This is a genomic window from Streptomyces sp. NPDC059355, assembly GCF_042752335.1.
GTDB lineage: Bacteria > Actinomycetota > Actinomycetes > Streptomycetales > Streptomycetaceae > Streptomyces.
In genome coordinates, this window is the sequence record NZ_JBHYXN010000009.1 from 163483 (window position 1) to 187029 (window position 23547).

General features: G+C 73.5%; 17 protein-coding genes. 9 read left to right on the forward strand and 8 right to left on the reverse strand.

Annotation, left to right across the window (positions count from 1 at the left end):
* Window positions 1–92 precede the first annotated feature (92 nt).
* Window positions 93–2393, reverse strand: coding sequence for an ABC transporter family substrate-binding protein (locus tag ACFXGI_RS11795; protein WP_384705246.1), 2301 nt, complete (start codon window positions 2391–2393; stop codon window positions 93–95).
* A gap of 348 nt (window positions 2394–2741) precedes the next feature.
* Here ACFXGI_RS11795 and ACFXGI_RS11800 point away from each other — a divergent pair, with 348 nt between their 5' ends.
* The 7 genes from ACFXGI_RS11800 to ACFXGI_RS11830 all read left to right on the forward strand — a co-directional run bounded on the left by ACFXGI_RS11800 (window position 2742) and on the right by ACFXGI_RS11830 (window position 13017).
* Window positions 2742–2972, forward strand: coding sequence for a hypothetical protein (locus ACFXGI_RS11800; RefSeq protein WP_384705247.1), 231 nt, complete (start codon window positions 2742–2744; stop codon window positions 2970–2972).
* Window positions 2973–3099: 127 nt separating this feature from the next.
* Window positions 3100–3921, forward strand: a complete 822-nt coding sequence (locus ACFXGI_RS11805) for a hypothetical protein (protein WP_384705248.1) — start codon at window positions 3100–3102, stop codon at window positions 3919–3921.
* A gap of 1 nt (window position 3922) precedes the next feature.
* On the forward strand, window positions 3923–5842 hold the full coding sequence (locus ACFXGI_RS11810) for a fumarate reductase/succinate dehydrogenase flavoprotein subunit (RefSeq protein WP_384705249.1): 1920 nt from the start codon (window positions 3923–3925) through the stop codon (window positions 5840–5842).
* Window positions 5839–6612, forward strand: coding sequence for a succinate dehydrogenase/fumarate reductase iron-sulfur subunit (locus ACFXGI_RS11815; RefSeq protein ID WP_384705250.1), 774 nt, complete (start codon window positions 5839–5841; stop codon window positions 6610–6612). The genes ACFXGI_RS11810 and ACFXGI_RS11815 overlap by 4 nt, the downstream gene beginning before the upstream one ends.
* A gap of 60 nt (window positions 6613–6672) precedes the next feature.
* Window positions 6673–10074, forward strand: coding sequence for a protein kinase (locus tag ACFXGI_RS11820; RefSeq protein ID WP_384705251.1), 3402 nt, complete (start codon window positions 6673–6675; stop codon window positions 10072–10074).
* Window positions 10075–10140: 66 nt separating this feature from the next.
* A complete protein-coding gene (locus tag ACFXGI_RS11825) occupies window positions 10141–12255 on the forward strand; it encodes a TPM domain-containing protein (RefSeq protein WP_384705252.1) in 2115 nt (704 codons plus the stop codon).
* Window positions 12256–12288: 33 nt separating this feature from the next.
* Window positions 12289–13017, forward strand: coding sequence for a PspA/IM30 family protein (locus ACFXGI_RS11830; RefSeq protein ID WP_384705253.1), 729 nt, complete (start codon window positions 12289–12291; stop codon window positions 13015–13017).
* A gap of 66 nt (window positions 13018–13083) precedes the next feature.
* Here ACFXGI_RS11830 and ACFXGI_RS11835 read toward each other — a convergent pair whose 3' ends face one another.
* The 7 genes from ACFXGI_RS11835 to ACFXGI_RS11865 all read right to left on the reverse strand — a co-directional run bounded on the left by ACFXGI_RS11835 (window position 13084) and on the right by ACFXGI_RS11865 (window position 21263).
* Entirely contained in the window at window positions 13084–15696 is a 2613-nt protein-coding gene (locus tag ACFXGI_RS11835; RefSeq protein ID WP_384705306.1) for a SpoIIE family protein phosphatase, read from the reverse strand.
* Window positions 15697–15854: 158 nt separating this feature from the next.
* Complete coding sequence (locus ACFXGI_RS11840; protein ID WP_384705254.1) at window positions 15855–16283, reverse strand: ATP-binding protein; 429 nt, start codon at window positions 16281–16283, stop codon at window positions 15855–15857.
* Between the two features lie 163 nt (window positions 16284–16446).
* On the reverse strand, window positions 16447–16932 hold the full coding sequence (locus ACFXGI_RS11845; RefSeq protein ID WP_384705255.1) for a (deoxy)nucleoside triphosphate pyrophosphohydrolase: 486 nt from the start codon (window positions 16930–16932) through the stop codon (window positions 16447–16449).
* 30 nt (window positions 16933–16962) lie between these two features.
* Complete coding sequence (locus ACFXGI_RS11850) at window positions 16963–17148, reverse strand: SPOR domain-containing protein (RefSeq protein WP_030872969.1); 186 nt, start codon at window positions 17146–17148, stop codon at window positions 16963–16965.
* Between the two features lie 412 nt (window positions 17149–17560).
* Window positions 17561–18313: a GntR family transcriptional regulator gene (locus tag ACFXGI_RS11855; RefSeq protein ID WP_384705256.1), complete on the reverse strand. Its 753-nt coding sequence runs from the start codon at window positions 18311–18313 to the stop codon at window positions 17561–17563.
* A gap of 123 nt (window positions 18314–18436) precedes the next feature.
* On the reverse strand, window positions 18437–19558 hold the full coding sequence (locus tag ACFXGI_RS11860; protein ID WP_384705257.1) for a DUF4190 domain-containing protein: 1122 nt from the start codon (window positions 19556–19558) through the stop codon (window positions 18437–18439).
* Between the two features lie 121 nt (window positions 19559–19679).
* Window positions 19680–21263, reverse strand: a complete 1584-nt coding sequence (locus ACFXGI_RS11865; RefSeq protein WP_384705258.1) for a S8 family peptidase — start codon at window positions 21261–21263, stop codon at window positions 19680–19682.
* A gap of 207 nt (window positions 21264–21470) precedes the next feature.
* On the opposite strand from ACFXGI_RS11865, the gene ACFXGI_RS11870 reads away from it, so the two are divergent.
* Complete coding sequence (locus ACFXGI_RS11870) at window positions 21471–22580, forward strand: threonine synthase (RefSeq protein WP_384705259.1); 1110 nt, start codon at window positions 21471–21473, stop codon at window positions 22578–22580.
* A gap of 78 nt (window positions 22581–22658) precedes the next feature.
* A complete protein-coding gene (locus ACFXGI_RS11875; RefSeq protein WP_384705260.1) occupies window positions 22659–23468 on the forward strand; it encodes an isocitrate lyase/phosphoenolpyruvate mutase family protein in 810 nt (269 codons plus the stop codon).
* Window positions 23469–23547: the final 79 nt, after the last annotated feature.

Consider the following 23547-nt stretch of genomic DNA (forward strand, 5'->3'; position numbering starts at 1 on the left):
AACGACCTTGCCCGCCGGAGTTCCGGCGGGCAAGCGACTTGAGTCACATCTGAGCTTGGGAGCCGAAGCTCAACCTGTCCGGCCCCGTTTTGTCACTTCTTCTTCGTCGGCTCTTCCTTCGCGGCCGCCGCCTTCTTCCAGCCGATGTCCTGGAAGCGGGGGGTGCCGAGGCCGAAGGCGCCGGCGTTGGCCAGGTTCGGCTTGACGGCCACCAGCTCGGGGCGCTGGTAGAGCGGGATGGACCCGGCCGCGGCCCAGATGCGGGCGTCCGCCTTGCGCATCAGCTCGCGCGAGGCCTCCTCGTCGAGCTCGCCGAGGGCCTGATCGAAGAGCTGGTCGATGTGGTCGGTGCCGACGCGGGTGTAGTTCTGTTCGACGAGGAGCGAGCCGTCGGCGGCCGGCTCCGGCTTGGCGAAGATCGGGCGGGCGTCGGTGGCCGGGTAGGCCGTCGCGGGCCAGGAGTAGAGCGCCAGGTCGTACTGGCCCGAGGCCACGTGGTCCTTGAAGAAGCTCTCGTCGGCGACCTTGGTCACCTCGGTGTTCACGCCGACCTTCTTGAGCATCTGGGCGATCCGCTCGCCGACCGTGCGCAGGGCCTCCGAGCCGGGGCCGGCCGGGAGGACGAAGCGCAGGTTGAGGGCCTTGCCGTCCTTCGCGAGCATGTTCCCGGAGCTACGGGTCTGCTTGGCCGGGGCCGGCGCCGGGGAGGCGCTGGCGGCCTTGCCGGGACCGGGCGCCTCGCCGTCGCGGGCGGGGCCGCGCTTGGCGTCGTCCTGGGTGTCCCGTTCGGCGGCCTCGTCCTCCTGGCCGGACGGGTCGATCCGCTCGCCCCGCTTGCCCTGGGGAGACGTTTCCGCACCCGTCTTGATCGCGGACTTCACCACCGGGAGCCCCCGGTCCAGGCTGTCCCCGTTGCTCCCGTCGGTCTCGCCCACGATGTACAGGCCGTCGTTGCCGGTGCCCGGGCCCGACGGGGTCTTCGAGTCGTCCTGGCCCTCCTCCGACTCCGGGCCGGCCTTCGCGCCGGCCGGCTCGGTGATCTTGCCGCCCCGGCGCCAGCCCGCGTCCGCGAGCAGGGCCTGGGCCGCCTGGAGGTCCTTGCCGCCGAGCGCGCCGCTGTTGTCGGCGTACGCCCGCTGCCCGGCCAGCGCCACGTGGCTGCCGACCGGCTTCGCCGGCAGGCCCAGGGGCTTCAGTACGATCTCGGCCAATTCCTTGCGGTCCAGGGCCCGGGCCACCGCCCGCCGGACCCGCTCGTCCGCCAGCGGGCCGGAGGCCCCGTTCATGGCGAGCTGCGTGTAGGCCGGCTCCAGGGACTTGCGGACCGTGAAGGTCCGCAGGGCCGACTGCTCGTCCGCGTACTTCTTGGCCGCCTCGGCGTTCTGCGCCCGGGTCTCGCGCTCCGTGGCCGCCTTGCCGTCGTCGGAACCGTACGCGAGCGCCCACGAGAGCGTGGCCTGCGCCGGGGTCATCGCCGCGTCGGGGCCGTGCGCCGGGGCCCCGCCCGTGTCCGGGCCGTGCGCCGCGTCCCGGTGGGCCAGCGCGATCCGGTCGGCGCCCGCACGGTCGACCTCCGCCAGGTCCACCTTGCCGGCGGCCAGCGCCGCCGGGCGCTGGGCCCGCGGCACGGCGGTCAGCACCAGCGAGTCCAGCTTGGCCTGCCGGCCCCACCAGCGGGCGTTGCGGGTCAGCGCGGCGGTGCCGGCCTTCTTGTCCATGGCCCCGAGGTTGAACGGCCCGGCGGTGACCTTGATGGTGCCGCGGGCGCCCTCGTTGAAGGCGTCCGGGGTGCCGGTGACCTGCTTGGGGTAGAGCGGCGAGAAGAGGGAGCGCCAGTCGGTGTACGGCTTGGCGAAGGTGACCTTGACCTCCAGGTCGGTCTTGCCGCGCTCGATCTTCTCGATCCGGTCGTACCCGGCGTTGCGGGCCGTCCAGTACGCCGAGTCCTTGCCGTTCAGGGCCCGCCACTGCGCCACGAAGTCGGCGGCTCCGATCTCGCGGCCGTCGCTCCACACCGCCTGCTGGTTCAGCTTGTACAGGACGACCTGCTTGGGCTCCCGCTCGACGACCTCGGCCTTCTCCAGGTAGTCCGGGTTGGCGACCGGGCGGCCCTTCTCGTCCAGGACGAACAGCTGCGGCAGCACGGCCCCGGCGATCCGGTTGGTGGTGGCGTCCGCGTCGGCCTGGAAGGTGTTCAGGGTGTCCGGGAGGGAGTCCACGGCCCAGCGCAGCACTCCGCCGTCGGCGACCTTGTCGCGGGCCGTCGCCGCGATGTCCTGTCCGGCGGCCACCGGGCCGCCCTCGTCGTCACCAGAGCCGCAGCCCGCGAGCAGCGGCAGTGCGAGGACTCCCGAGGTCAGGAGCGCCAAAGACCTGCGCCTTCTCTGGGACATGGGTGGTACCTCCGGGACGGGGCGCGAAAGGGGCAGCTTGATCACGTTTGGCGGTATATGGAGCTGATCACACTGGGTGCCGCAACACACTGAAATCCACAGCTCGCCACACCTCTCGCAGCCGACCCTCGCCACGCCGCGAACCCCACCCGTGCGGACCAATCCGGCTTGCGCCGCGGACGGGCGTTCGCTCGCAAGAGGGACCAAACTGGGAGCAGGGAGGGCGCACGGATTGCGCCTGCACGCCCGCAATCGCTGCACGTCCCTTCACAACCGGGGACGGGAGGCGCGACACTCGCAGGCGCACATGAGCGTTGCCACCGCAACCAGCGGAAGTGAGGGCAAGTCATGTCCCTGCAAGATGATTTGACCGCCGTACGGCGCAATCTGAACGAGCTGGTCCGCTCGGTGGAACGGCTGGAGCGGGACGTCCAGGACGCGGCCCGGCAGGCTCCGGCCACCCCGCGGGCCCCACGGCAGGAGGGGATGGTCCCGGTCCCGGACACCCCGTACGACAGCTCGCTGTGGAAGGACGCCGACGACGAGGGTCTCGGCTCCCGCGACCGACGGGCGCCCTGACCCGTCGGGCGCACCCGCGCACCCGCGCAGCACCCGCACCCCCGCGCCACCCCAGCACCCCACCCGGCCCAGCCGTCCGCGGCTGGGCCTCGTGGGTCACCCCTCATCACTCCACCCGGAGTCCCCTTTGGCCACAGGCACGGAACCACCCCGGCAGCTGACCGGCGTCCACGGCGCCTCCCGGGCCGCGATCCCCGCCCGGCACCTGCGCACCGACCGGTGGTGGCTGGCCCCCGCCGTCACCGCGGCCGGGCTGCTCGCCTTCATCGTCTACTCGACGTGGCGGGCCTTCGCCAACGCCGACTACTACGCGGCCCCGTACGTCTCCCCGTTCTACTCCCCGTGTCTCGCGGAGAACTGCCAGGAGATGCGCGGCGGACCCAACCTCGACCTGTTCGGCAGCTGGTGGGGCCTGTCCCCCGCGCTGCTGATCCTGGTCTTCCCGCTCGGCTTCCGGCTGACCTGCTACTACTACCGCAAGGCGTACTACCGGGGCTTCTGGGCCTCGCCGCCCGCCTGCGCCGTCGCCGAGCCGCACGCGAAATACACCGGCGAGACCCGCTTCCCGCTGATCCTCCAGAACATCCACCGGTACTTCTTCTACGCGGCGCTGCCGGTGGCCGGCATCCTCACGTACGACACGGTGCTGACCTTCCGAAGCGACCGGTACGAGTGGGGCCACATGGGCCTCGGCACGCTGCTGTTCCTCGTCAACATCGCGCTGATCTGGGCCTACACGCTCTCCTGCCACTCCTGCCGGCACATCATGGGCGGCCGCCTGCGCCACTTCTCCAAGCACCCGGTGCGCTACCGGCTGTGGGGCTGGGTCAGCCGGCTCAACACCCGCCACATGCAGCTCGCGTGGGCCTCCCTGATCAGCGTGGCCCTGTGCGATTTCTACGTGTACCTGCTGGCCAGCGGCACCTTCACCGATCCGAGGTTCTTCTGAGATGGCTCAAGTCGACCGGCAGCAGTGGGACGTGGTCGTGGTCGGCGCGGGCGGCGCCGGACTGCGGGCCGCGATCGAGGCCCGCGAGCGGGGCAGGCGTACGGCCGTGATCTGCAAGTCCCTGTTCGGCAAGGCCCATACGGTGATGGCCGAGGGCGGGATCGCCGCCTCCATGGGCAACGTCAACGAGGGCGACAACTGGCAGGTGCACTTCCGCGACACCATGCGCGGGGGCAAGTTCCTGAACCAGTGGCGGATGGCGGAACTCCACGCGAAGGAGGCCCCGGACCGGGTCTGGGAGCTCGAGACCTGGGGCGCACTCTTCGACCGGACGCCGGACGGGAGGATCTCCCAGCGCAACTTCGGCGGGCACGAGTACCCGCGCCTCGCACACGTGGGCGACCGGACCGGACTGGAACTGATCCGCACCCTCCAGCAGAAGATCGTCCAGCTCCAGCAGGAGGACTTCAAGGAGTTCGGGGACTACGAGGCCCGGCTCAAGGTCTTCCAGGAGTGCACGGTCACCAGGGTGCTGAAGGATCGCGGCCCGAACGGCGGGGAGAGGGTCTCGGGGGCCTTCTGCTACGAGCGCGAGTCCGGCCGGTTCTTCGTCCTGGAGGCCCCGGCGGTGGTCCTGGCCACGGGCGGGATCGGCAAGTCCTTCAAGACCACCTCCAATTCCTGGGAGTACACCGGCGACGGGCACGCGCTGGCCCTGCTCGCCGGGGCGCCCCTGCTGAACATGGAGTTCGTGCAGTTCCACCCGACCGGCATGGTCTGGCCCCCCTCGGTCAAGGGCATCCTCGTCACCGAGTCGGTGCGCGGCGACGGCGGGGTGCTGCGCAACAGCGAGGGCAAGCGGTTCATGTTCGACTACGTCCCGGACGTCTTCAAGGAGAAGTACGCGGAGTCCGAGGAGGAGGGCGACCGCTGGTACGAGGACCCCGACCACAACCGGCGCCCGCCCGAGCTGCTGCCCCGCGACGAGGTGGCCCGGGCCATCAACTCCGAGGTCAAGGCCGGCCGCGGCTCCCCGCACGGCGGGGTGTTCCTCGACGTGTCCACCCGGATGCCGGCCGAGCGGATCAAACGGCGGCTGCCCTCCATGTACCACCAGTTCAAGGAGCTGGCGGACGTGGACATCACCGCCGAACCGATGGAGGTCGGCCCGACCTGCCACTACGTGATGGGCGGGATCGCGGTGGACTCCGACACCGCCGCGACCGTCGGGGTCCCCGGCCTGTTCGCGGCGGGTGAGGTCGCGGGCGGTATGCACGGCTCGAACCGGCTGGGCGGGAACTCCCTGTCCGACCTGCTGGTGTTCGGCCGGCGGGCCGGGCTGCACGCCGCCGAATACGCCGGCGGCCTCGCCGGAGCGCTGCCCGCGGTCTCCCAGGCGGAGATCGACGCGGCGGCGACGGAGGCGCTGGCCCCGTTCCACGCCGCCGAGGGCGCGGAGAACCCGTACACGCTCCACCAGGAGCTCCAGACGACCATGAACGACCTGGTCGGGATCATCCGCCGCGAGGGCGAGATGGCCGAGGCCCTGGAGAAGCTGGCGGGTCTGCGCGTACGGGCGGCCCGGGCCGGGGTCGAGGGGCACCGGCAGTTCAACCCGGGCTGGCACCTCGCCCTGGACCTGCGGAACATGCTGCTGGTCAGCGAGTGCGTGGCCCGCGCGGCCCTGGAGCGCACCGAGAGCCGCGGCGGGCACACCCGGGAGGACTTCCCGTCGATGGAGCGCGCCTGGCGCCCGGTGAACCTGCTGTGCCGTCCGGTGGAGCCGGCGCCCGAGGACCCCGCCGCCGACCGGATCGTCCTCGTCCGCACCCGTACCGAACCCGTCCGCCCCGACCTGCTCGCGCTCTTCGAGAAGGAAGAGCTGGTCAAGTACCTCGCCGAAGGGGAGCTGTACGAATGAGTACGTACGACGCGAGCTTCAGGATCTGGCGGGGTGACGCGGAGGGCGGATCGCTCAGGGACTTCACCGTCGAGGTGCACGACGGCGAGGTGGTCCTGGACATCGTCCACCGGCTCCAGGCCACGCAGGCCTCGGACCTCGCGGTGCGCTGGAACTGCAAGGCGGGCAAGTGCGGCTCGTGCAGTGCCGAGGTCAACGGCCGGCCGCGGCTGATGTGCATGACCCGCATGTCCACCTTCGAACGGTCCGAGACGATCACGGTCACGCCGCTGCGCGCCTTCCCGGTGGTCCGCGACCTGGTGACGGACGTGTCGTTCAACTACGAGAAGGCGCGCGAGGTCCCGGCCTTCGTGCCGCCGCAGGGGGTGGCTCCTGGCGCGTACCGGATGCAGCAGGTGGACGTGGACCGCTCGCAGGAGTTCAGGAAGTGCATCGAGTGCTTCCTGTGCCAGGACACCTGCCACGTGGTACGCGACCACGAGGAGAACAAGCCCGCCTTCGCCGGTCCCCGCTTCCTGATGCGGGTCGCGGAGCTGGACATGCACCCTCTGGACGCGGCGGACGAGGTGGGCCTGGACCGCAAGCGCACGGCCCAGGAGGAGCACGGGCTCGGCTACTGCAACATCACCAAGTGCTGTACGGAGGTCTGCCCTGAGGGAATCAAGATCACCGACAACGCGCTGATCCCGCTGAAGGAGCGGGCGGTGGACCGCAAGTACGACCCGCTGGTGTGGCTGGGCAACAAGATCCGCAGGCGTGCCGATCTGTAGCACCCCCGGCCGTTCACTTGGCAGGACACAATGCCCCCTGGGAAAACGTCGCATGACGTGATGTCAGGGGGCTCTGCGGTGCGGGTGGGGGATGAACTGGCCGGCCGGTACCGGCTGGAGCAGCGGCTCGGGCAGGGCGGCATGGGCGAGGTGTGGCGCGGGCACGACCTGATGCTGGACCGGTCCGTGGCGGTCAAGGTGCTGCTGGAGGCGGCCACGAACGACGAGGTGGTCGCGCGGTTCAGACGCGAGGCGACGATCGGGGCGCGGCTCCAGCACCCCGGGATCACCGTGGTGCACGACGTGGGACAGCAGGACGGCCGGCTGTTCATCGTGATGGAGCTCCTGTCCGGCGAGGACCTGGCCACGGTACTGGCGCGGGACGGCGGGCTCGCCGTGGACCTCGCGGTGGACCTGGCCGCGCAGACGGCGGAGGCGCTGGCCGTCGCACACGGACAGGCGGTGGTCCACCGGGACTTGAAGCCGGGCAACCTGTTCCTGCTGCCGGGTCCGCGGATCACGATATGCGACTTCGGGATCGCGCACTCCGCTGACGCGACGGCGGGCTGGACGGTGACGGGGCGGATCATCGGCACCCCCGCGTACATGGCGCCCGAGCAGTGGCGGGGCGAGCGGGTGGGCGCGCGGTGCGATCTGTACGCGCTGGGGTGCGTGCTGTACGCGCTGGTGAGCGGGGCGCCGCCGTTCGGGCAGGCCGAGTCGCCGTACGTGCTGATGCACCGGCACGTCGCCGAGGCGCCGATCCCGCTGCGCGAGGCGGGGACGCCGGTTCCGGTGGAGCTGGACCGGCTGGTGCTGGCCCTGCTGGCGAAGGACCCGGCGGACCGGCCGGAGTCGGCGGAGGCGGTGGGCAAGGCCCTCCGGGGGATGCACGGCGTCGGCGGGTCCGGTGGCGGGGCCCACCCGGACCGGGGGCACGCCCCGCCCGAACCGGGGCCGACACCCGGCCGGGAGCCGGGTACGGCCGGGGCCGAGGATGGGGCCGAGGACGGGGCCGAGCGGGGGTCGGGATCGGGCCCGGAAGGCCGATCCGGCGCAACACCGGGACCAGGCCCGAGAGACGTGGCCGGCCGGGCGCCGGGAGCGCGGCCGGAGGCCGGGGCCGAGCAGGAGCCCGGATCGGGGCCCGAGGCCGGTCCGGAACAGATGCCCGTGCCCGGTGCGGGGGCCGGTCGGGCTCCGGGGCCTGTTCCCGACTCCGGCGCCGGGCCGGCGGCCGAGGGGGTGGACGCCTCCGCGGCGGGCGTGGGCCCGGCTTCCGGGGTGCGGCAGTTCGTACGGGGCCTGCTCGGCGAGGCGCAGGACGCGCTGCGGGAGCTGCCGCCCGGCGCCGACGACGCCCGCGTCGAGGTGCCGGCCGTCTCCGCCGACGCCGCGGCCCGCTTCGACGCGGAGCTCGCGGCCTCGCTGCTCGCCGAAGCCGAGACCGCGGCGTGGGCCGACGGCCGGGGCGACGGGGCCCGCGTGGCCCGGCTGCTGACGGCGCTGGCCCGGGCCACCGCCCCGCACGCCCCGGCGCGGACCCGGCGGCTGCTCACCGACGCGCAGCAGGCGCTGTTCACGGTCTTCGGCTCGCGGCGGGAAGCTCCGCTGCGCGCGCTGGCGGAGGAACTGATCAAGGTGGCCCCCGAGCAGGCCTCCCAGATCGCCGGGTACCACCTCAGCGGACGCCCGGCACCCGGCGGACTCCGCGCCCGGATCGAGGCGGCTCTCGTGGCGGCGCGGCCCGAGGAGGCCGAGAGCAGGCTGTCCCGGATCCAGGACCCGGGACAGCGCGCGGCGGCCACGTACGACACGGTGCTGGCCGTCGCCCCGCGGGACCTGGAGACGGCCCTGCGCCTGAGCGAGCGGATCGGCTCCGCCGGGGCCCGGCTGCTGGCGCTGTGCCAAGTGGCCGAGGACCGGGCCGCGGCCGGGGACCGGGCGGGCGGGGCGCGGGCGCTGGAGCAGGCCGAGGCCGCGCTCCCCGAGGTGCTGGAGGAGCGGGCCGCCTGGCTGCGCGAGGAGGCGGCCCACCACGAGGGCACCGGCGGCCACGTACAGGCGGAGCGGCTGCGCGCGCGGGCCGGCGCCCTGTTGCACGGCCGTCCCGGGACGGCCGGCGACGAGAAGGCCGACCACGCCCTGGCCGCGCTCGCGGCGGCCAGGGACCGGGTGGCCGTGGCCGCCCGGCCCGCGCTGGAGCCGGCGCGGGCCCGGGAGCGCGCGGGGCGGGCCCGCGCCCTGCCCGAACCGGCGGACCGGGCCCGTGCGCTGGCCCGGATCGCCCGGGACTGCGTGGCCGCGGCGGGTACGCCCTGGCGGCCGGAGGTGGCGGCCGGTACGGGGAGCCCGCCGCCTCCCGCGCTGACCGAGCTGACCGTGCTGACCGAGCAGGCCCGTTCCCCGCGGCCGCCGGACGCGGACGGGCGCCGGTGGCAGCAGGCCGGCCGCCCGGACGCCCTGCACGCTGCCGGGGACGGCCTGGTGCGGCGGTCGGGGGCCGAAGTGGGCTGCGTACGGGCCGACGTGGGCGCGCCGCGCTGGACGGCGTACGCCGACGAGGGTGCGGTCGCGCCGCCGCTGCCGGGGACCGGGCGGGTGCGGGTGTCCTGCGTGGCGGACGCCGCGACGGTGTACGTCGCCGTACGGCGGGAAGGGGAGGCGGGCGTACGGCTGGTGGCGCGGGAGCCGCGCGACGGGCGGGTGCGCTGGTGGCGGGAGCTGCCGGAGCCGGGCTCGGGTGTGCTGTGCGGCGCCGGGCCGGTGCTGGTGCACCGGGCACGGAACGGCCTGACCGCACTGCGGGCGACGACGGGCGAGGTGGCGTGGGAGCAACCGCTGCTTGGGGGCTCGTCCCTGAAGGCGGTGGGCGGCTGCCTGCTTCTGGCGGACGACGCGTGGTTCAAGGCACTGGACCTGTCGAGCGGACGGCAGCTGTGGGGACACATGCGGGGCTCGGAGCCCGTCGGGCCGACGCCCGGCGCGCAACCGGTGCACCTGGTGCACGGCAAGCACCTGCACGCCCTGGACCGCGACACCGGACACCTGCTGTGGCAGTTCGCCCTCGGGCTCCCCATGGAGCAGCTGCTGGTGGAGCGCGGCACGGTGTACGTGGCGGCGCACCGGCACTTCCAGGGGGATCTGGTGCTCGCCCTCGACGCGCGGACCGGGGCGGTGCGCTGGCAGCGGACCGTGGCCCGGAACGAGGGGGCGGGGGGCTCGCTCGAACTGCTGGGCCTGCGGCCGGGCGGGCTGTACGTGAAGGCCGCCCGGGGCGGCCGGCGCGGGCTGCTGGGCCGGGAGCTGGGGCCGTTCGTGGCGGTGCTGGATCCGGCGACGGGCAAGCCGCTCCGCCAGTGGGAGCATCCGGGGCTCGGCGGCGGGGACACCCTGCTGATCGGCGACCGGCTCGTCCTCTCCGCCCCGGCGCCGGCGCCGGCGGGGTACGACCTGCCGTAGCGGCCGCCGGCCGTGGCGGTGCTCCGGGTGCGAGGGGTCCGAAGCGCCCATACCCTACCAAATGTGATGCCGCCCAGGAGCAGGTCAAAGCGACGCACCACCGCCGGGATATCCGTACGGGCCGGGCTCGTCCTGGCCGCCGCACTGCTGGGGCTCGGCGGCTGGGGGGTGACCGGGGCGCCGGCTGCCCGGGCCGAGGATCCCGTCACGCTGTCACAGCAGGGGCAGATCACCGACCGCGTGGGCGCCCTCGGCGACCGGACGGCCGCCGTCACCGCCGCGCTGGAGCGGCTGTACGCCGCCCACCGGATCCAGCTCTTCGTGACGTACGTGCACGATTTCTCCGGGCGTTCCGCGCAGGGCTGGGCGGACGCCACCGCCCAGAAGAACGGCCTCGGCCAGGACGACGTGCTGCTGGCGGTGGCGACCGGGGCCCGCCAGTACGCCTATTCGGCCGATGTCGACTCCGGTTTCACGCAGGCGCAGCTCGCGGACGTCGCCCGTACCGCCATCGAGCCCGCGCTGAGGCAGAACGACTGGGCGGGGGCCGCGATCGGCGCCGCCGACGGGTACGGGGCCGTGCTCGACGGGAAGCCCGTACCTGTGCCGGCCGTCACCCCCGGCGTCGCCAACCCCGGCGGCGGCTCGGACGAGGGCGGCGGGGCCGGGGACTACGTGCTCCCGGTGGTGGTCGTCGGCGCGGCGGGGGCCCTCGGGGCGTACGCGTACACCCGCCGCAAGCGCAAGGGCGGCGGTGGAGGCGGCGGCTCCGGCACCACGGGCTGGGGCGGGCAGCCCGCGACCACGACCGCGCTCCCGCTGCCCGAACTGGACACCAGGGCCAAGTCCCTGCTGGTGGAGACCGACGACGCGATCCGCACCAGCAACGAGGAGCTCGGCTTCGCCTCCGCCCAGTTCGGCGACGAGGCGGTGGGCACCTTCACCGCGGCCGTGGCCTTCGCCCAGAGCGAGCTGACGGCCGCGTTCCGGCTGCGCCAGCAGCTCGACGACGCGTACCCGGAGGACGATCCGACGCGGCGGCGGATGCTGGACGAGATCGTGGCCCGCTGCACCGAGGCGAACCGGCGCCTCGACGCCGAGTCGGCCGACTTCGACCGGCTGCGGGACCTGGAGAAGAACGCCCCGCAGGCACTCGCCACGGTGGAGGCGCACTTCCGCGCGCTGACGGGCCGTACGACGACGGCCGAGGCGACGCTGACCGCGCTGACGGGGCGCTACGCGGACTCGGCAGCGGCGCCGGTGGCCTCCAACGCCGAACAGGCCAAGGACCGGCTGCTGTTCGCGACGGCCGGCCTCCGCGAGGCACGGGCGGCGATCGACGGCGGCGACAACGGGAAGGCGGCCGTGCACGTACGGGCCGCCGAGGGCGCGGTGGACCAGGCGGCCACGCTGGTCGACGCGGTGGAGCGGCGGGCGCAGGAGCTGGCGGAGGCGGCCGGGAAGCTGCCCGGGGCGCTCACGGAGACGGACACCGACCTCGCCGATGCGCGCGGCCTGCTGACCGGCACCGCGGAAGGGGCCTCGACGGCGGACCTGCGCGGCCGGATCGGCCGGGCGGAGGCGGTCCTGGCCGACGTACGGCGGGAGCAGACGGCGGGCCGGTACGACCCGATCGACGCCCTGCGCCGGGTGGAGGAGGCCGACGCCGTCCTCGACCAGGCGCTGGCCGGGGCGCGGGAGCGGGAGACGGGCCGGCAGCGGGCGGCCGCCCTGCTGGACCAGGCGACGCTCTCGGCGCGCAGCGCGATCGGGGCGGCGACGGACTACGTCACCACGAGCCGGGGCGCGATCGGCAGCCAGGCCCGGACCCGGCTGGCGGAGGCGCGGCGGCGGCTGGAGCGGTCGCAGGCACTGGGGGGCTCGGACCCGGCGGGCGCGCTGGCGGAGGCGCAGCAGGCGGACGGGCTGGCGCGGCAGGCGCAGGAGCTGGCGGAGCAGGACGTACGGGCGTACGAGAACCCGTACGGCGGGCAGCGGCAGCAGCGCGGGGGCATGGGCGGCGCGGTCCTCGGCGGGATCATCCTCGGCGAGATCCTGGGCGGCGGCCGGGGCGGGGGCGGGGGCTTCGGGGGTGGCGGCTTCGGCGGCGGGGGACCCGGCCCGGGCTCGTTCGGCGGCGGGGGCACCCGCGGCCGCATGGGCGGCGGCGGCCGTTTCTGACCCACTCTTCCCCACCCCGTGGAAAGGGCACCGATGAGCAAGCAGACCATCCTCGGCCGCGTCACCCAGCTCGCGAGGGCCAACATCAACGCACTGCTGGACCAGGCGGAGGATCCGCAGAAGATGCTGGACCAGTTGATCCGCGACTACACGAACAACATCGCGGAGGCGCAGGAGGCGGTCGCCACGACGATCGGCAGCCTGCGGATGCTGGAGGCGGACCACAAGGAGGACGTGGAAGCGGCCGCGGAGTGGGGCGGCAAGGCGCTGGCGGCGAGCCGGAAGGCGGACGAGCTGCGGGCGGCGGGAACGGCAGGGGACGTCGAGAACGCCGACAAATTCGACAACCTGGCGAAGGTCGCGCTGGGCCGCCAGCTGCGGTCGGAGAACGAGGCGAAGACGGCGGAGCCCACGATCGCCGCCCAGACGGAGGTCGTGGACAAGCTCAAGTCCGGGCTGGACTCGATGAGGAACAAGCTGACGGAGCTGACGGCGAAGCGTGACGAGCTGGTGGCCCGGGCCAAGACCGCGCAGGCGCAGAACACGATGATGGACGCGGTGGAGAACATCGACGTCATGGACCCGACGAGCGACATCGCCCGCTTCGAGGACAAGGTCCGCCGGGAGGAGGCCCGGGCGCTCGGCAAGCAGGAGCTGGCGGCCTCCTCCCTGGACGCCCAGTTCGAGGCCCTGGACGACCTGGGCACGTCCTCGGAGATCGAGGCCCGGCTGGCGGCGCTCAAATCCCGCGAGGCCGCGTGACGAAACCGCCGGGCGGGGTCAGGGGCGACCGCCCCTGACCCCGCCCCGGACCCCGCCCGGCGGCGCTCAGCCGTACATGCTCAGCAGCTGCTCCGCCGACAGCTCCGTCACCGACTCCGACCCGCTGCCCGGCAGCGGGAGTTCGAACCACACCGTCTTCCCCCGGTGGGTCCGCCGCGTGCCCCAGCCCGCCGACAGCATGCCGACCAGCTGGAGGCCGCGCCCGCCTTCGTCGGTGTCCCGGGCGCGGCGGCGGCGCGGCTGCACAAGATTGCCGTCCCAGACCTCGCAGACGAGGGTGCGGTCGAGCAGCAGGCGCAGCCGGATCTCGCCCTCGCCGTACCGGAGTGCGTTCGTCACCAGCTCGCTGACCAGCAGTTCGGTGGTGTCGAGCAGCCCCTCCAGCCCCCACGCCGGCAGCTTCGCCCGTGCCAGCTCCCGCGCCCGGCCCACCGAGCGGGCCTCACGCGGCAGCTGCCAGTCCCCGACGGCATCGATCGGCAGCCCCTGCACCCGTGCCATCAGCAGCGCGATGTCGTCCTCGCCGTGCCGGGTGTTCAGCGTGTTCAGCACGTGGTCGCAGACGTCCTCCAGCGGCCGCACCGGGTCGGCGAGCGCGTCCCGCAGTCCGCGCAGCCCCTCCTCCAGCGGGTGGTCGCGGGATTCGACCAGCCCGTCCGTGTAGAGGGCCAGCAGGGCGCCCTCGGGGAGGTCGACCTCCACCTCCTCGAACGGCTCGCCGCCCACCCCGAGCGGCATCCCGGGCGGCACCTCCAGCAGCAGCGCGGGCCGCGGCGGGGCGCCCGGTTCCGCCGGCTCCACCAGAACCGGCGGCATGTGGCCGGCGTTGGCGATGGTGCAGCGCCGGGTCACCGGGTCGTACACGGCGTACACGCAGGTCGCGAGGTACACCTCCGAGCGGTCGGCGTCCCGCGAGTGCAGGGCCGCCCGGGAGGCCTGCTGGGCGCCGCCGGGTGCGCCGAGCCCGCGGGCGATCTCGTCCAGCGCGGTCAGCACCTCCGCCGGCTCCAGGTCCAGCAGCGCCAGGGTCCGTACGGCGGTGCGCAGTTCGCCCATCGCGACGGCGGCCCGCAGCCCCCGGCCCATCACGTCGCCGACGACGAGCGCCGTGCGGTGCCCCGGCAGCTCGATGACGTCGAACCAGTCCCCGCCGACCTCGGTGGCCGCGTTCCCGGGCAGGTACCGGCAGGCGATGTCCAGGCCGGCCGCCTCGGGGTCCCCGGGCGGCAGCAGGCTGCGCTGGAGGATCAGCGCCCGCTCGTGCTCGCGCCGGTAGAGGCGCGCGTTGTCGATGCAGACGGCGGCGCGGGCGGCGAGTTCGACGGCCACCGCCCGGTCCCGTTCCCCGAAGGGCTCGCTGCCCTTCGTACGGGAGAACTGGGCGAGCCCGACCACCGTGTCGTGCGCGACCATCGGCACGACGAGCGTCGACTGGACGAGGTCGTCCGGTCCGCCGCCCTCGATCAGCCGGGGCCGTGCGGTCCGCAGGGCCAGCGCCCCCGGCGAGGCCGCCGGATAGCGGTGCACCTCCCCCACGGAGACGGCCGCGCCCGGGTCGGACAGCGGACCGTCCGAGACGGCCGAGGCGAAGGCGACCCGCCGCAGCGGCGGGGAGGGCGCCCGTTCGGGACCCCGCCCGTGCGGCAGCGGGGGCACGCCGGGCCCGTGCGGCCGCGCGGGCCTGTCGTCGTCGCCGAGCAGCAGCCCCTGGTAGAGGTCGACGGCGGCGAGGTCGCAGAAGCCCGGAACGGTCACGTCCAGCAGTTCGCGGGCGGTGGTCTCCAGATCGAGGGAGTTCCCGATGCGGTGTCCGGCCTCGTTGAGCAGGGCGAGGTTGCGCCGGACCCCGGCGGCCTCGCGCGCGGCGAGGTGGCGGCGGGTGACGTCGGTGCCCAGGCCGGCGACGCCGATGGGGCGGCCGGTGCCGCCGTGGACGCGGTAGAGGTTGATGGACCAGTGGCGGTGGTCCCGGCTGCCGGGGGCGGCGCCGGTGATCCGGAGATCGGTGACGGACTCTCCGGTCTCCAGGACCCTGCGCAGGGCCTCGGTCATCCGATCGGCCTCCTGGGCCGGGAGGTAGTCGTGGACGGTCCGGCCGCGGTGTTCCTCGACGGCGCCGCCGAAAACGGTCGCGAAACGGCGGTTGGCCCGCTGCACGGTGAGGTCCGTGCCGAAGAGCAGGAAGCCGAAAGGAGATTGGCCGAATATGGCCTGCGAAGCGGCAAGGTCGGATTCGATGCGGCGCAGCGCGCGTACGTCGACGACGACGCACAGCGCGGCCCGCTCGGCGGTCTCGGTCTGGGTGGGCATCACGTAGATCTCGGCCACGCCGTGCGCGCCGTCCCCGCCGGGAATGCGGAAGGGGACGAGGCCGGTCCATTCCTTGCCGTCGAGGATCTCGGCCATCCTGCGGTGACCGTCGGCGCGCAGCTCCGGCGGCATGAAGGCGTCCACCGGGTCCCGGCCCACGGCCTGCCCGGCGGTCAGCCCGAACAGCTCCTCGGCGCGCAGGCTCCACTGGTCGACGAGCCCGTCGGGTCCGATGGAAAAGGACGCGACCTTTATGTAGTCATATATCGAGCCAGGCGGGCTGCTGTGCCACAAGGAGTCGTGCCATGTCTCCCCGGGCACACGGGCCTGATGTGCCTGCGCAGGTATCTCGCTCACGCGACCGTCCCCTCCAGCTCACCGCAACCGGACCGGCCATGACCGAAGTATTCAGCACCACGGCCCCGCACGGCACGGCGTTCACGATCACAAAAAGGTCCCGACTATTTCGAGCCATGCCCTGTGATCGTCGGCCATCCGTCACCTTGTTACTCACCAGGAAGTGCCAACTCGAACCACACGGTCTTACCCGATTTCCCGTGGCGGGTTCCCCAGCGCTGCGCCGAGACGGCGACCAGATGAAGCCCCCTGCCGCCCTCGTCGTCCGGTGTCGCCACCCGTTCGCGGGGCGGATCCGGAAGCGGATCGGAAACCTCCACCAACAGCGCGGCAGCTCCCGCGGGACTCCCGCTGGCTGGATTCTGCCGCACCAGCCGGACCCCGATGGGGCCGGAGGCGTACCGCAGTGAATTGGTGACCAACTCGCTGACCAGCAGGACGGTGACATCGCCGACGGAGTCGAGGCCCCAGGAGCTCAGCGTGCCGCGCACGGCGTGACGGGCGGTGCGGACGGCGCCGGGCTCTGCGGGGAAGGCCCACTCGGCGCATTCACCGTCTGTGTCGATCACGCCGATCACTTCCCGGGCCGGCAACGGCCCCAGTCCGATTCCGCAGGGACAGAGCCACGAGGGGCAGTACACGATAGGGACTAATAGCGACATACCCGATATTCGAGGCGTCGTACCACCCGACCCTTCACGCACCGGCGCACTGTGGCGCAGACGGCCCAGCGCACGCGCGTCACGCGCCCCCGTGCGACCTTGTGTGCCGTTCACGGCGCTCGTCGCGCCCGTCGCGCCCGTCCCGCCCGGCAGGCCCCTCCGCCCGACCGCGACCGTCGCGCAGCCGGCGGCCGGCTTCGGCGACGGCCGGCCGGTCCTGGTCGAGCCAGTCCACGGAGTCCAGCTCGTCCGGCCCGAGCCAGCGCAGCTCGTCGTGGTCCTCCAGCGGCGCGGGTTCCCCGGACAGCAGCCGCGCGGTCCACACGTGCAGGACGAGCCCGGGCCTCAGCGGCCACTCGCCCGGGATCCGCTCCAGCGGCTCGGCCTCCACGCCGAGCTCCTCGCGCAGTTCGCGTACGAGCGCCTCGGGCACGGACTCGCCGGGCTCGGCCTTGCCGCCGGGCAGCTCCCAGCGTCCGGCCAGCTCGGGGGGTGCGCTGCGGCGGGCGGCCAGCAGGCGGCCCTCATGACAAAGGGCTCCGCCCACGACCACTCGTACCGTCATGGGGCGGAGCCTATGCCACCGTGCGGACGCTCAATTCGTCGTGGCGGTCTGACCGACCCGCTCGACCCAGTACAGCTGCTTGTGGCCCCTGTCTTCGAGGCTGTCGACGACCTTCTGGGCCTCGGACCGGGTGGGGTAGCGACCCACCCGGTAGCGGTTGCCGTTGTCGTCCTGACGTATGACCAGCCATGGGAGCAGGGCACCGCTGTCGTTCATCGCGTTTCACCCTCCGCCGATGTAACTGCCCGGGAAACCGCATTGCGCATATGCCGGAGCCTACGCCCGACCTTTACGGAGCGGATACGGTTTTTTACGAAGAGGTACCTCACAGGCGTACGCATCCGGCCATGCGTACGAGAGCGCCGTGCGCGCCGGTTCGAACCGGGCGCACCGCGGGGCGAACCGCACGGTCAACGGGCACGGAACGCGGGCGAGTCCGGCCGCGAGGAGGGTGCGGGGGCGCGGGCGGACTTCGGCGCAGAGGGCGCGCGCCGCGAAGAAGACGAGGACCGGCGCGTCGGGGGCGATCACCATCGCGCCGAAACCCGCCGGGTCCATGACGCCCCGTCACACGGCGGCGCTCCCCGGGGCACCTCACCCGGGGAGCGCCGCTCGCGACGGTGGCCGGCTAGCGGACCGGCAGGTGGTACGAGAGGCGGTAGCGGTCCGCCGGGACGACCACGTCGGCGGTCTCGACCGCCAGCCCGGACGCGAAATACGTACGGCCGATCACCAGGACCACATGGCCCGGGACCCCGCCCAGCAGCATGTTCTCCTCCGCCAGGCCCGGCCGCGCCCCGACCTCCTCCACCACGTTGTCCACGACCACGTCGATGGCCGCCATCCGGTCCACGACCCCCGAACCGCCGAGCGGCCCCTCCTCCGGCAGCATCACCGGGGTCCGGCCGGTGACCGCGAGCGGCTCCCAGGAGGTCGACAGCATCATCGCCTCGCCCGCGTCGCGGAACACGTACCTCGTCCGCATCACCCGCTCGCCCGGCTCGATGCCGAGCCGTTTGGCGATCTCCGCCGGCGCGGCCGCCTGTTCACTGCCGGACTCCCACGTGCCGCGCGCACCCGCCTCGGCCTGCTCCTGCCGGAACGGCGTCGACGCCCCGCCCGTGCGGTATCCGGAGCGGGCGACCCGCCTGGGCACGGGCTGCTCCCGTACGTACGTACCCGACCCGGAACGGCCCTCGACCAGCCCCTCCGCCATGAGGACCTTGCGCGCCTCCAGCGCCACGGTGTCGGAGACCCCGTACTCCTCGCGGATCCGGGCCTGCGAGGGGAGCCGGGCGTGCGGGGGCAGGGACCCATCGACGATCTTCCGTCGCAGATCCCCGGCGACGCGCAGATAGGCCGGCTGCTCACCGAAAGTCACTGGCCACTCCCATCAGCTTGACAGACAGCTACAGCCTGGCAACCGACGGTTGTCCATCGCAAGCAAGGGCCAGAGTTTCACCCGAAGTGATGAAGCCAGGTCACTGAAACCAGTTACCGCGCGTTACGGCGCGCTATCCTCGACGGCCGAGTCCTCCGGGTCGCCGTCCGAGCCGTCGGACTCCCCCGCCAGCCATTCCGGCACCGTCATCGACAGCCCGTACGCCCCCCGCAGCACCTTCTCCGTCTCCACGGACTGCGCGGCCGAGGCCTCGTCCCACGCCGTCCGGAACTCCGCCGGCTTCGTCGCACGCGCCGCCCGCTGCCACCCCGCGCGCGCCGCCTCGACCCCCTTGAGCTGCGCCCCGGCCGGCCCGGCCAGCTCCGGCCGCTCCCGCACCCCGTCCAGCAGCCCCGCCTCCACGCCCAGCGCCCGGTCCACCGCGGCGGCCCACTCCCGGTAGCGCGGCAGCGCCTCGTCGAGCTCCTCCTCCGGCTGGCCGCCCAGCGCCAGGTCGGCCTCGTTCATCACGCGCAGGAGGGCCACCTGCTCCGGCGTCAGCATCGTGGCGTCCTTGCGCAGGCTGCCGCGGTGCTCCTGCTCCGCCGTGCCGATGACGCAGAGCAGCCGGCGGTCGCCGCCGCCCCAGGACTCGTGCGTGGGCCCGAAGTAGAACATCTCCGCGTACGGGGGCAGCGCCCACGTGTCCATCGCGTACGCGTCCTGCGCCTTCCAGCACGCGTCCACGGCGGTCCGCCTCAGCTCGGGCGCGCCGGGGAAGGCGCCGCCCGCGAGCCGGGTCGAGGAGGTGACCTCCCCCTCGTGCGGCCCGGTGCACGCGGTCTTGTAGATGAACGGGCGCTCGGCGAGCAGGTCCCCGCCGGGGACGTTGAAGCAGTCGCCCCTGCGCATCTCGTCCATGGCGGTCAACTCGCCCTCGACGTCCTCGTACTGCTCGACCGTGTCCAGCCGGTCGAAGAGCCGCTCACCCGCCCGGTCCGCGGCGAGGACCAGGGCCGCGGTCATCGCGAGCGACACCACCAGCCCCGTGATCGCGAGCGCCTTGCCCCGCTCCCCCTTCCGGGCGATCTGGACGAGCGCCACGACGGCGAAGACGACGCCGAGCGGCGGCAGGCACAACAGCCCGACCAGCAGCGACGCGAGTGCGAAGCCGTTCAGCGCCGGCTCCGCGTACGCCTGCTGCGCGGGCGGAGGGAGCCAGTAGGGCGGCGGCGGGGTGCTCACGGGGCGAGGGCTCCATCACGGGAGGTGCACGAACGAATGCGCGAAATAGTACGCAGCGGGGGCGACCGCCGTAACGGTCGCCCCCGCGATTTCCGTGCGTCACACGAGCCTCACACGTACCTCAGAACTGCAGCGCCCAGGAGTCGACCTTCCCGGTGTCGACGTTGGCGTTGTCGTTCACGCGGAGCTTCCACACCCCGTTGGCGACCTCCGAGGAGGCGTTGACGGTGTACGTCTTGACGATGTTGTCCGCGCTGCCGCCGCTGCGGTTGTGCAGGTTGTAGACCGAGCCGTCGGGGGCGACCAGGTCGACCTTCAGGTCACCGATGTACGTGTGCTTGATGTCGACCGAGACGCTCAGCGCCGCCGGGGCGTTGCCCGCGACCCCGCTGACGGTGACCGGCGACTCGACGGTCGCGTTGTCGTTGACCGCGTAGTCCGCCGTGTTCTCGAAGCGCTTGCCCGGGTTCGGCGGGGTGGTGGTGCCGCCCACGTACAGCAGGCGGTTCGGGGAGCCGGAGCCCGGACCGGTCACCACGTTCGGCGTGGCCGCGGCCACCAGGGCCGCGGAGACCTGCGCCGGGGTGCTCGCCGGGTTCTGGGAGAGGTACAGCGCGGCCGCCCCCACGACGTGCGGCGTGGCCATCGAGGTGCCCGAGATGGTGTTGGTGGCGGTGTCGCCGGTGCCCCACGAGGAGGTGATGGAGGAGCCGGGGGCGAAGATGTCCAGGATGGAGCCGTAGTTGGAGTAGCCGGCCTTGGCGTCGGTGCTGGTGGTGGCGCCGACCGTGATGGCCTCGGCGACGCGCGCCGGGGACTTGCCGCTCGCGTCCGTGGACTCGTTGCCCGCGGCGACGCCGTACGTGATGCCGGAGGCTATGGAGTTGCGGACGGCGGTGTCGAGCGCGGAGTCGGCGCCGCCGCCGAGCGACATGTTCGCCACGGCCGGCTTGACGGCGTGCTGGGTCACCCAGTCGATGCCGGCGACGACCTGTTCCGTCGTACCGGAGCCGTTGTTGTCGAGGACTCGGACGCCGACGATCTTGGCCTTCTTGGCCACGCCGTACGAGTTGCCCGCGACGGTGCCGGCGACGTGCGTGCCGTGGCCGTGGCCGTCCTGGGCGGTGTTGTCGTTGTCGATGGCGTCGAAGCCGTAGGAGGCGCGCCCGCCGAACTCGGTGTGGCTGATGCGGACGCCGGTGTCGATGATGTACGCGGTGACGCCCTCGCCGGCCTTGTCCGGGTAGGTGTAGCTGTTGTCGAGCGGGAGCGGGTGCTGGTCGATGCGGTCCAGGCCCCAGGACGGCGGGCCGGGCTGGGTGCCCTGGGCGTCGTCGACGGTGAACGTCCGGTTCTGCACGACGGACTTGACCGCCGGGTCGGCGGCGAGCTTCTTGGCCTGCGCCTCGGAGACCTTGACGGAGTAGCCGTTGAGGGCGGCGCTGTACGTACGGCCGATCGTGGCGCCGTAGCGGCGGGCGACGGCCTTGCCGCTGTCGGCGGTGGACCGGGCGGCCGAGTCCTTCAGGGTCACGATGTAGCTCTCGGCGACCGAGCCGGGGGCTCCGGCGTTCTCGATGACGCCCTGGGGGCCTCCGTCGGCGGCGGAAGCGGGTAACGCGGCGGCCGCTCCCAGCGCGAGGGCGGCGACGGCGATCGCGCTGAGGCCGGCGATCTGCCGGCGGGTGTGACGCATCGCGGACATGTGGGGGGTCCTCCTCGTCGGTGACATGAAGAACGGCATCCGGGCAGCGGGCGTCAATGATGGGCATGCCCATGACAATGACACCCATGTCCTGCCGGCCGCCGCTGCCGAAAGGTTGACGCACCCTCTCGCAATCCCACAAGAGGACAACGAACGCTTAACATCCGTGCCATACAACGGCCATGAACGAGCAAAGGCGCTCCGCACATGACGCACGCACTGCCCGGTTACGTCTGCCCCGAAGACGCCACGCGCGCCGACGCCCGGACGGCCCCGTGGTGCTGCCCGCTGTGCGCCGGACCGTGGGATCTCGACTTCACCCCGGATCCGGCCAGTCCGCTCGAACCGGCCGCCGGGCCCAACTCGCTCTGGCGGTTCGGCTCCGTGCTGCCCCTGCCGGGGGCGTTCTCCGTGACGCTGTCGGAGGGGAACACTCCGCTGGTCCCGCTCGCGGAGCGCATTCACGCCAAGCTGGACTTCCTGATGCCGACCCTGTCGTTCAAGGACCGGGGCGCCGTGATGCTCGCGGAAGTGGCCCGGCGGCTGGCTCCGGAGCGGGTGGTCGCGGACAGCAGCGGGAACGCGGGGACGGCCGTCGCGGCGTACTGCGCGCGGGCCGGGCTGCGCTGTGAAGTTTTCGTGCCCGAGGGCACCTCGGAGAAGAAGACGGAGCAGATGCGGGCGCACGGGGCGGCGGTCCGCCTCGTGCCGGGGGGCCGGGAGGCCGCGGCGGCGGCGGCCCGGGAGACCGCCGACCTCCCCGGGGTCTTCTACGCGAGCCACGTCTTCAACCCGTACTTCCTGCACGGGACGAAGACGTACGTGTACGAGGTGTGGGAGGAGCTCGGCGGCCGGCTCCCCGAAACCCTCGTCGTCCCCGTCGGCAACGGCACCCTGCTGCTGGGGGCCGCGCTGGCGGTGGAGGAGCTGGCCCGGCGCGGGGTGAAGCCGCCGGCGCTGATCGCGGTCCAGGCGGAGGCGGTGTCCCCGCTGGCCGCGGCCTTCGCGGCGGGCGCGCAGGACGCCGCTCCGGTGGACCAGCGGCCCACCCTGGCCGAGGGGATCGCGATCGCGGCCCCGCCGCGGGCCCGCCAGATCCTGGCGGCGGTCCGCACGTCCGGCGGCACCTTCCTGACCGTCCCGGACACGGCCCTGCGCGCGGCCCGGGAGGACCTGGCGCGGCGCGGGCTCTTCGTGGAGCCGACGGCGGCGGCCTGCTGGGCCGCGGTCGGCCCGCTGGCCCCCACCGACCCCCTCCAGGGCCGCACGGCGGTCCTCCCCCTGTGCGGAGCGGGCCTGAAGTCCGCTCCCGTGTAGGCCGTGCCGCCGCGGCGATCCGGGTACACGTCGGAAAATCGCCAGCCCGAGCCGTGCGCGCTCTGATGAACTGGGCCGATGACCACCACCGTTGATCTCGCCCGCCGTTTCGCCGCACTGCACACCCCCGCCGCGCCGCTGGCACTGGCCAACGCCTGGGACGTCCTCAGCGCCCGGCTCGTCGAGGCCGCCGGCGCGCCCGCCGTCGCCACCACCAGCGCCGGGGTCGCCTGGTCCCTCGGCACGCCCGACGGGGACGCCCTGAGCCGGGACCGGGCCCTCGACCTCATCGCCCGGGTGGCCGCGGCCGTCTCCGTCCCGGTCACCGCCGACATCGAGGGCGGCTTCGGCGCCGACCCCGCCGGGGTCGGCGAGACCGTCACCGGAGTCATCGAGGCCGGCGCGGTCGGCATCAACATCGAGGACGGCACCCGGGCCCCCGCCGACCACGCCGAGCGGGTGGCCGCCGCCCGGGCCGCCGCCGACACCGCCGGGGTGCCGCTGTTCATCAACGCCCGCATCGACACGTTCCTCTTCGGCCTCGGCGAGGAGGACGAGCGCCTCGACGAGACGCTCGCCCGCGCCGCCGCGTGCCTGCGCGCGGGCGCCTCCGGCATCTTCGTCCCCGGCGTGAACGACGTGGCCACCGTCACCGAGCTGGTCAAGGGCATCGACGCCCCGCTCAACCTTCTCGTCGGCCCCGGCGCCCCGGCCGTCGCCGAGCTCGGCGCCCTCGGCGTCGCCCGCGTCAGCCTCGGCTCCGGTGTCGCGTCGGCCGCGTACGACGTGGTCCGCCGCGCCGCCGCGGAACTGCTGGCGGGCGGTACGTACACCGCGCTCGACGGGGGTCTCCCGTACGGCGAGCTGAACGCCCTGCTCAAGGGCTGAGGCGCCGTCATCACGCGGGAGCCCCCGGCATCACGCGGGAGGCCCCGGGAAGCGTGTAGGCCCCAACGAACCTAGGATC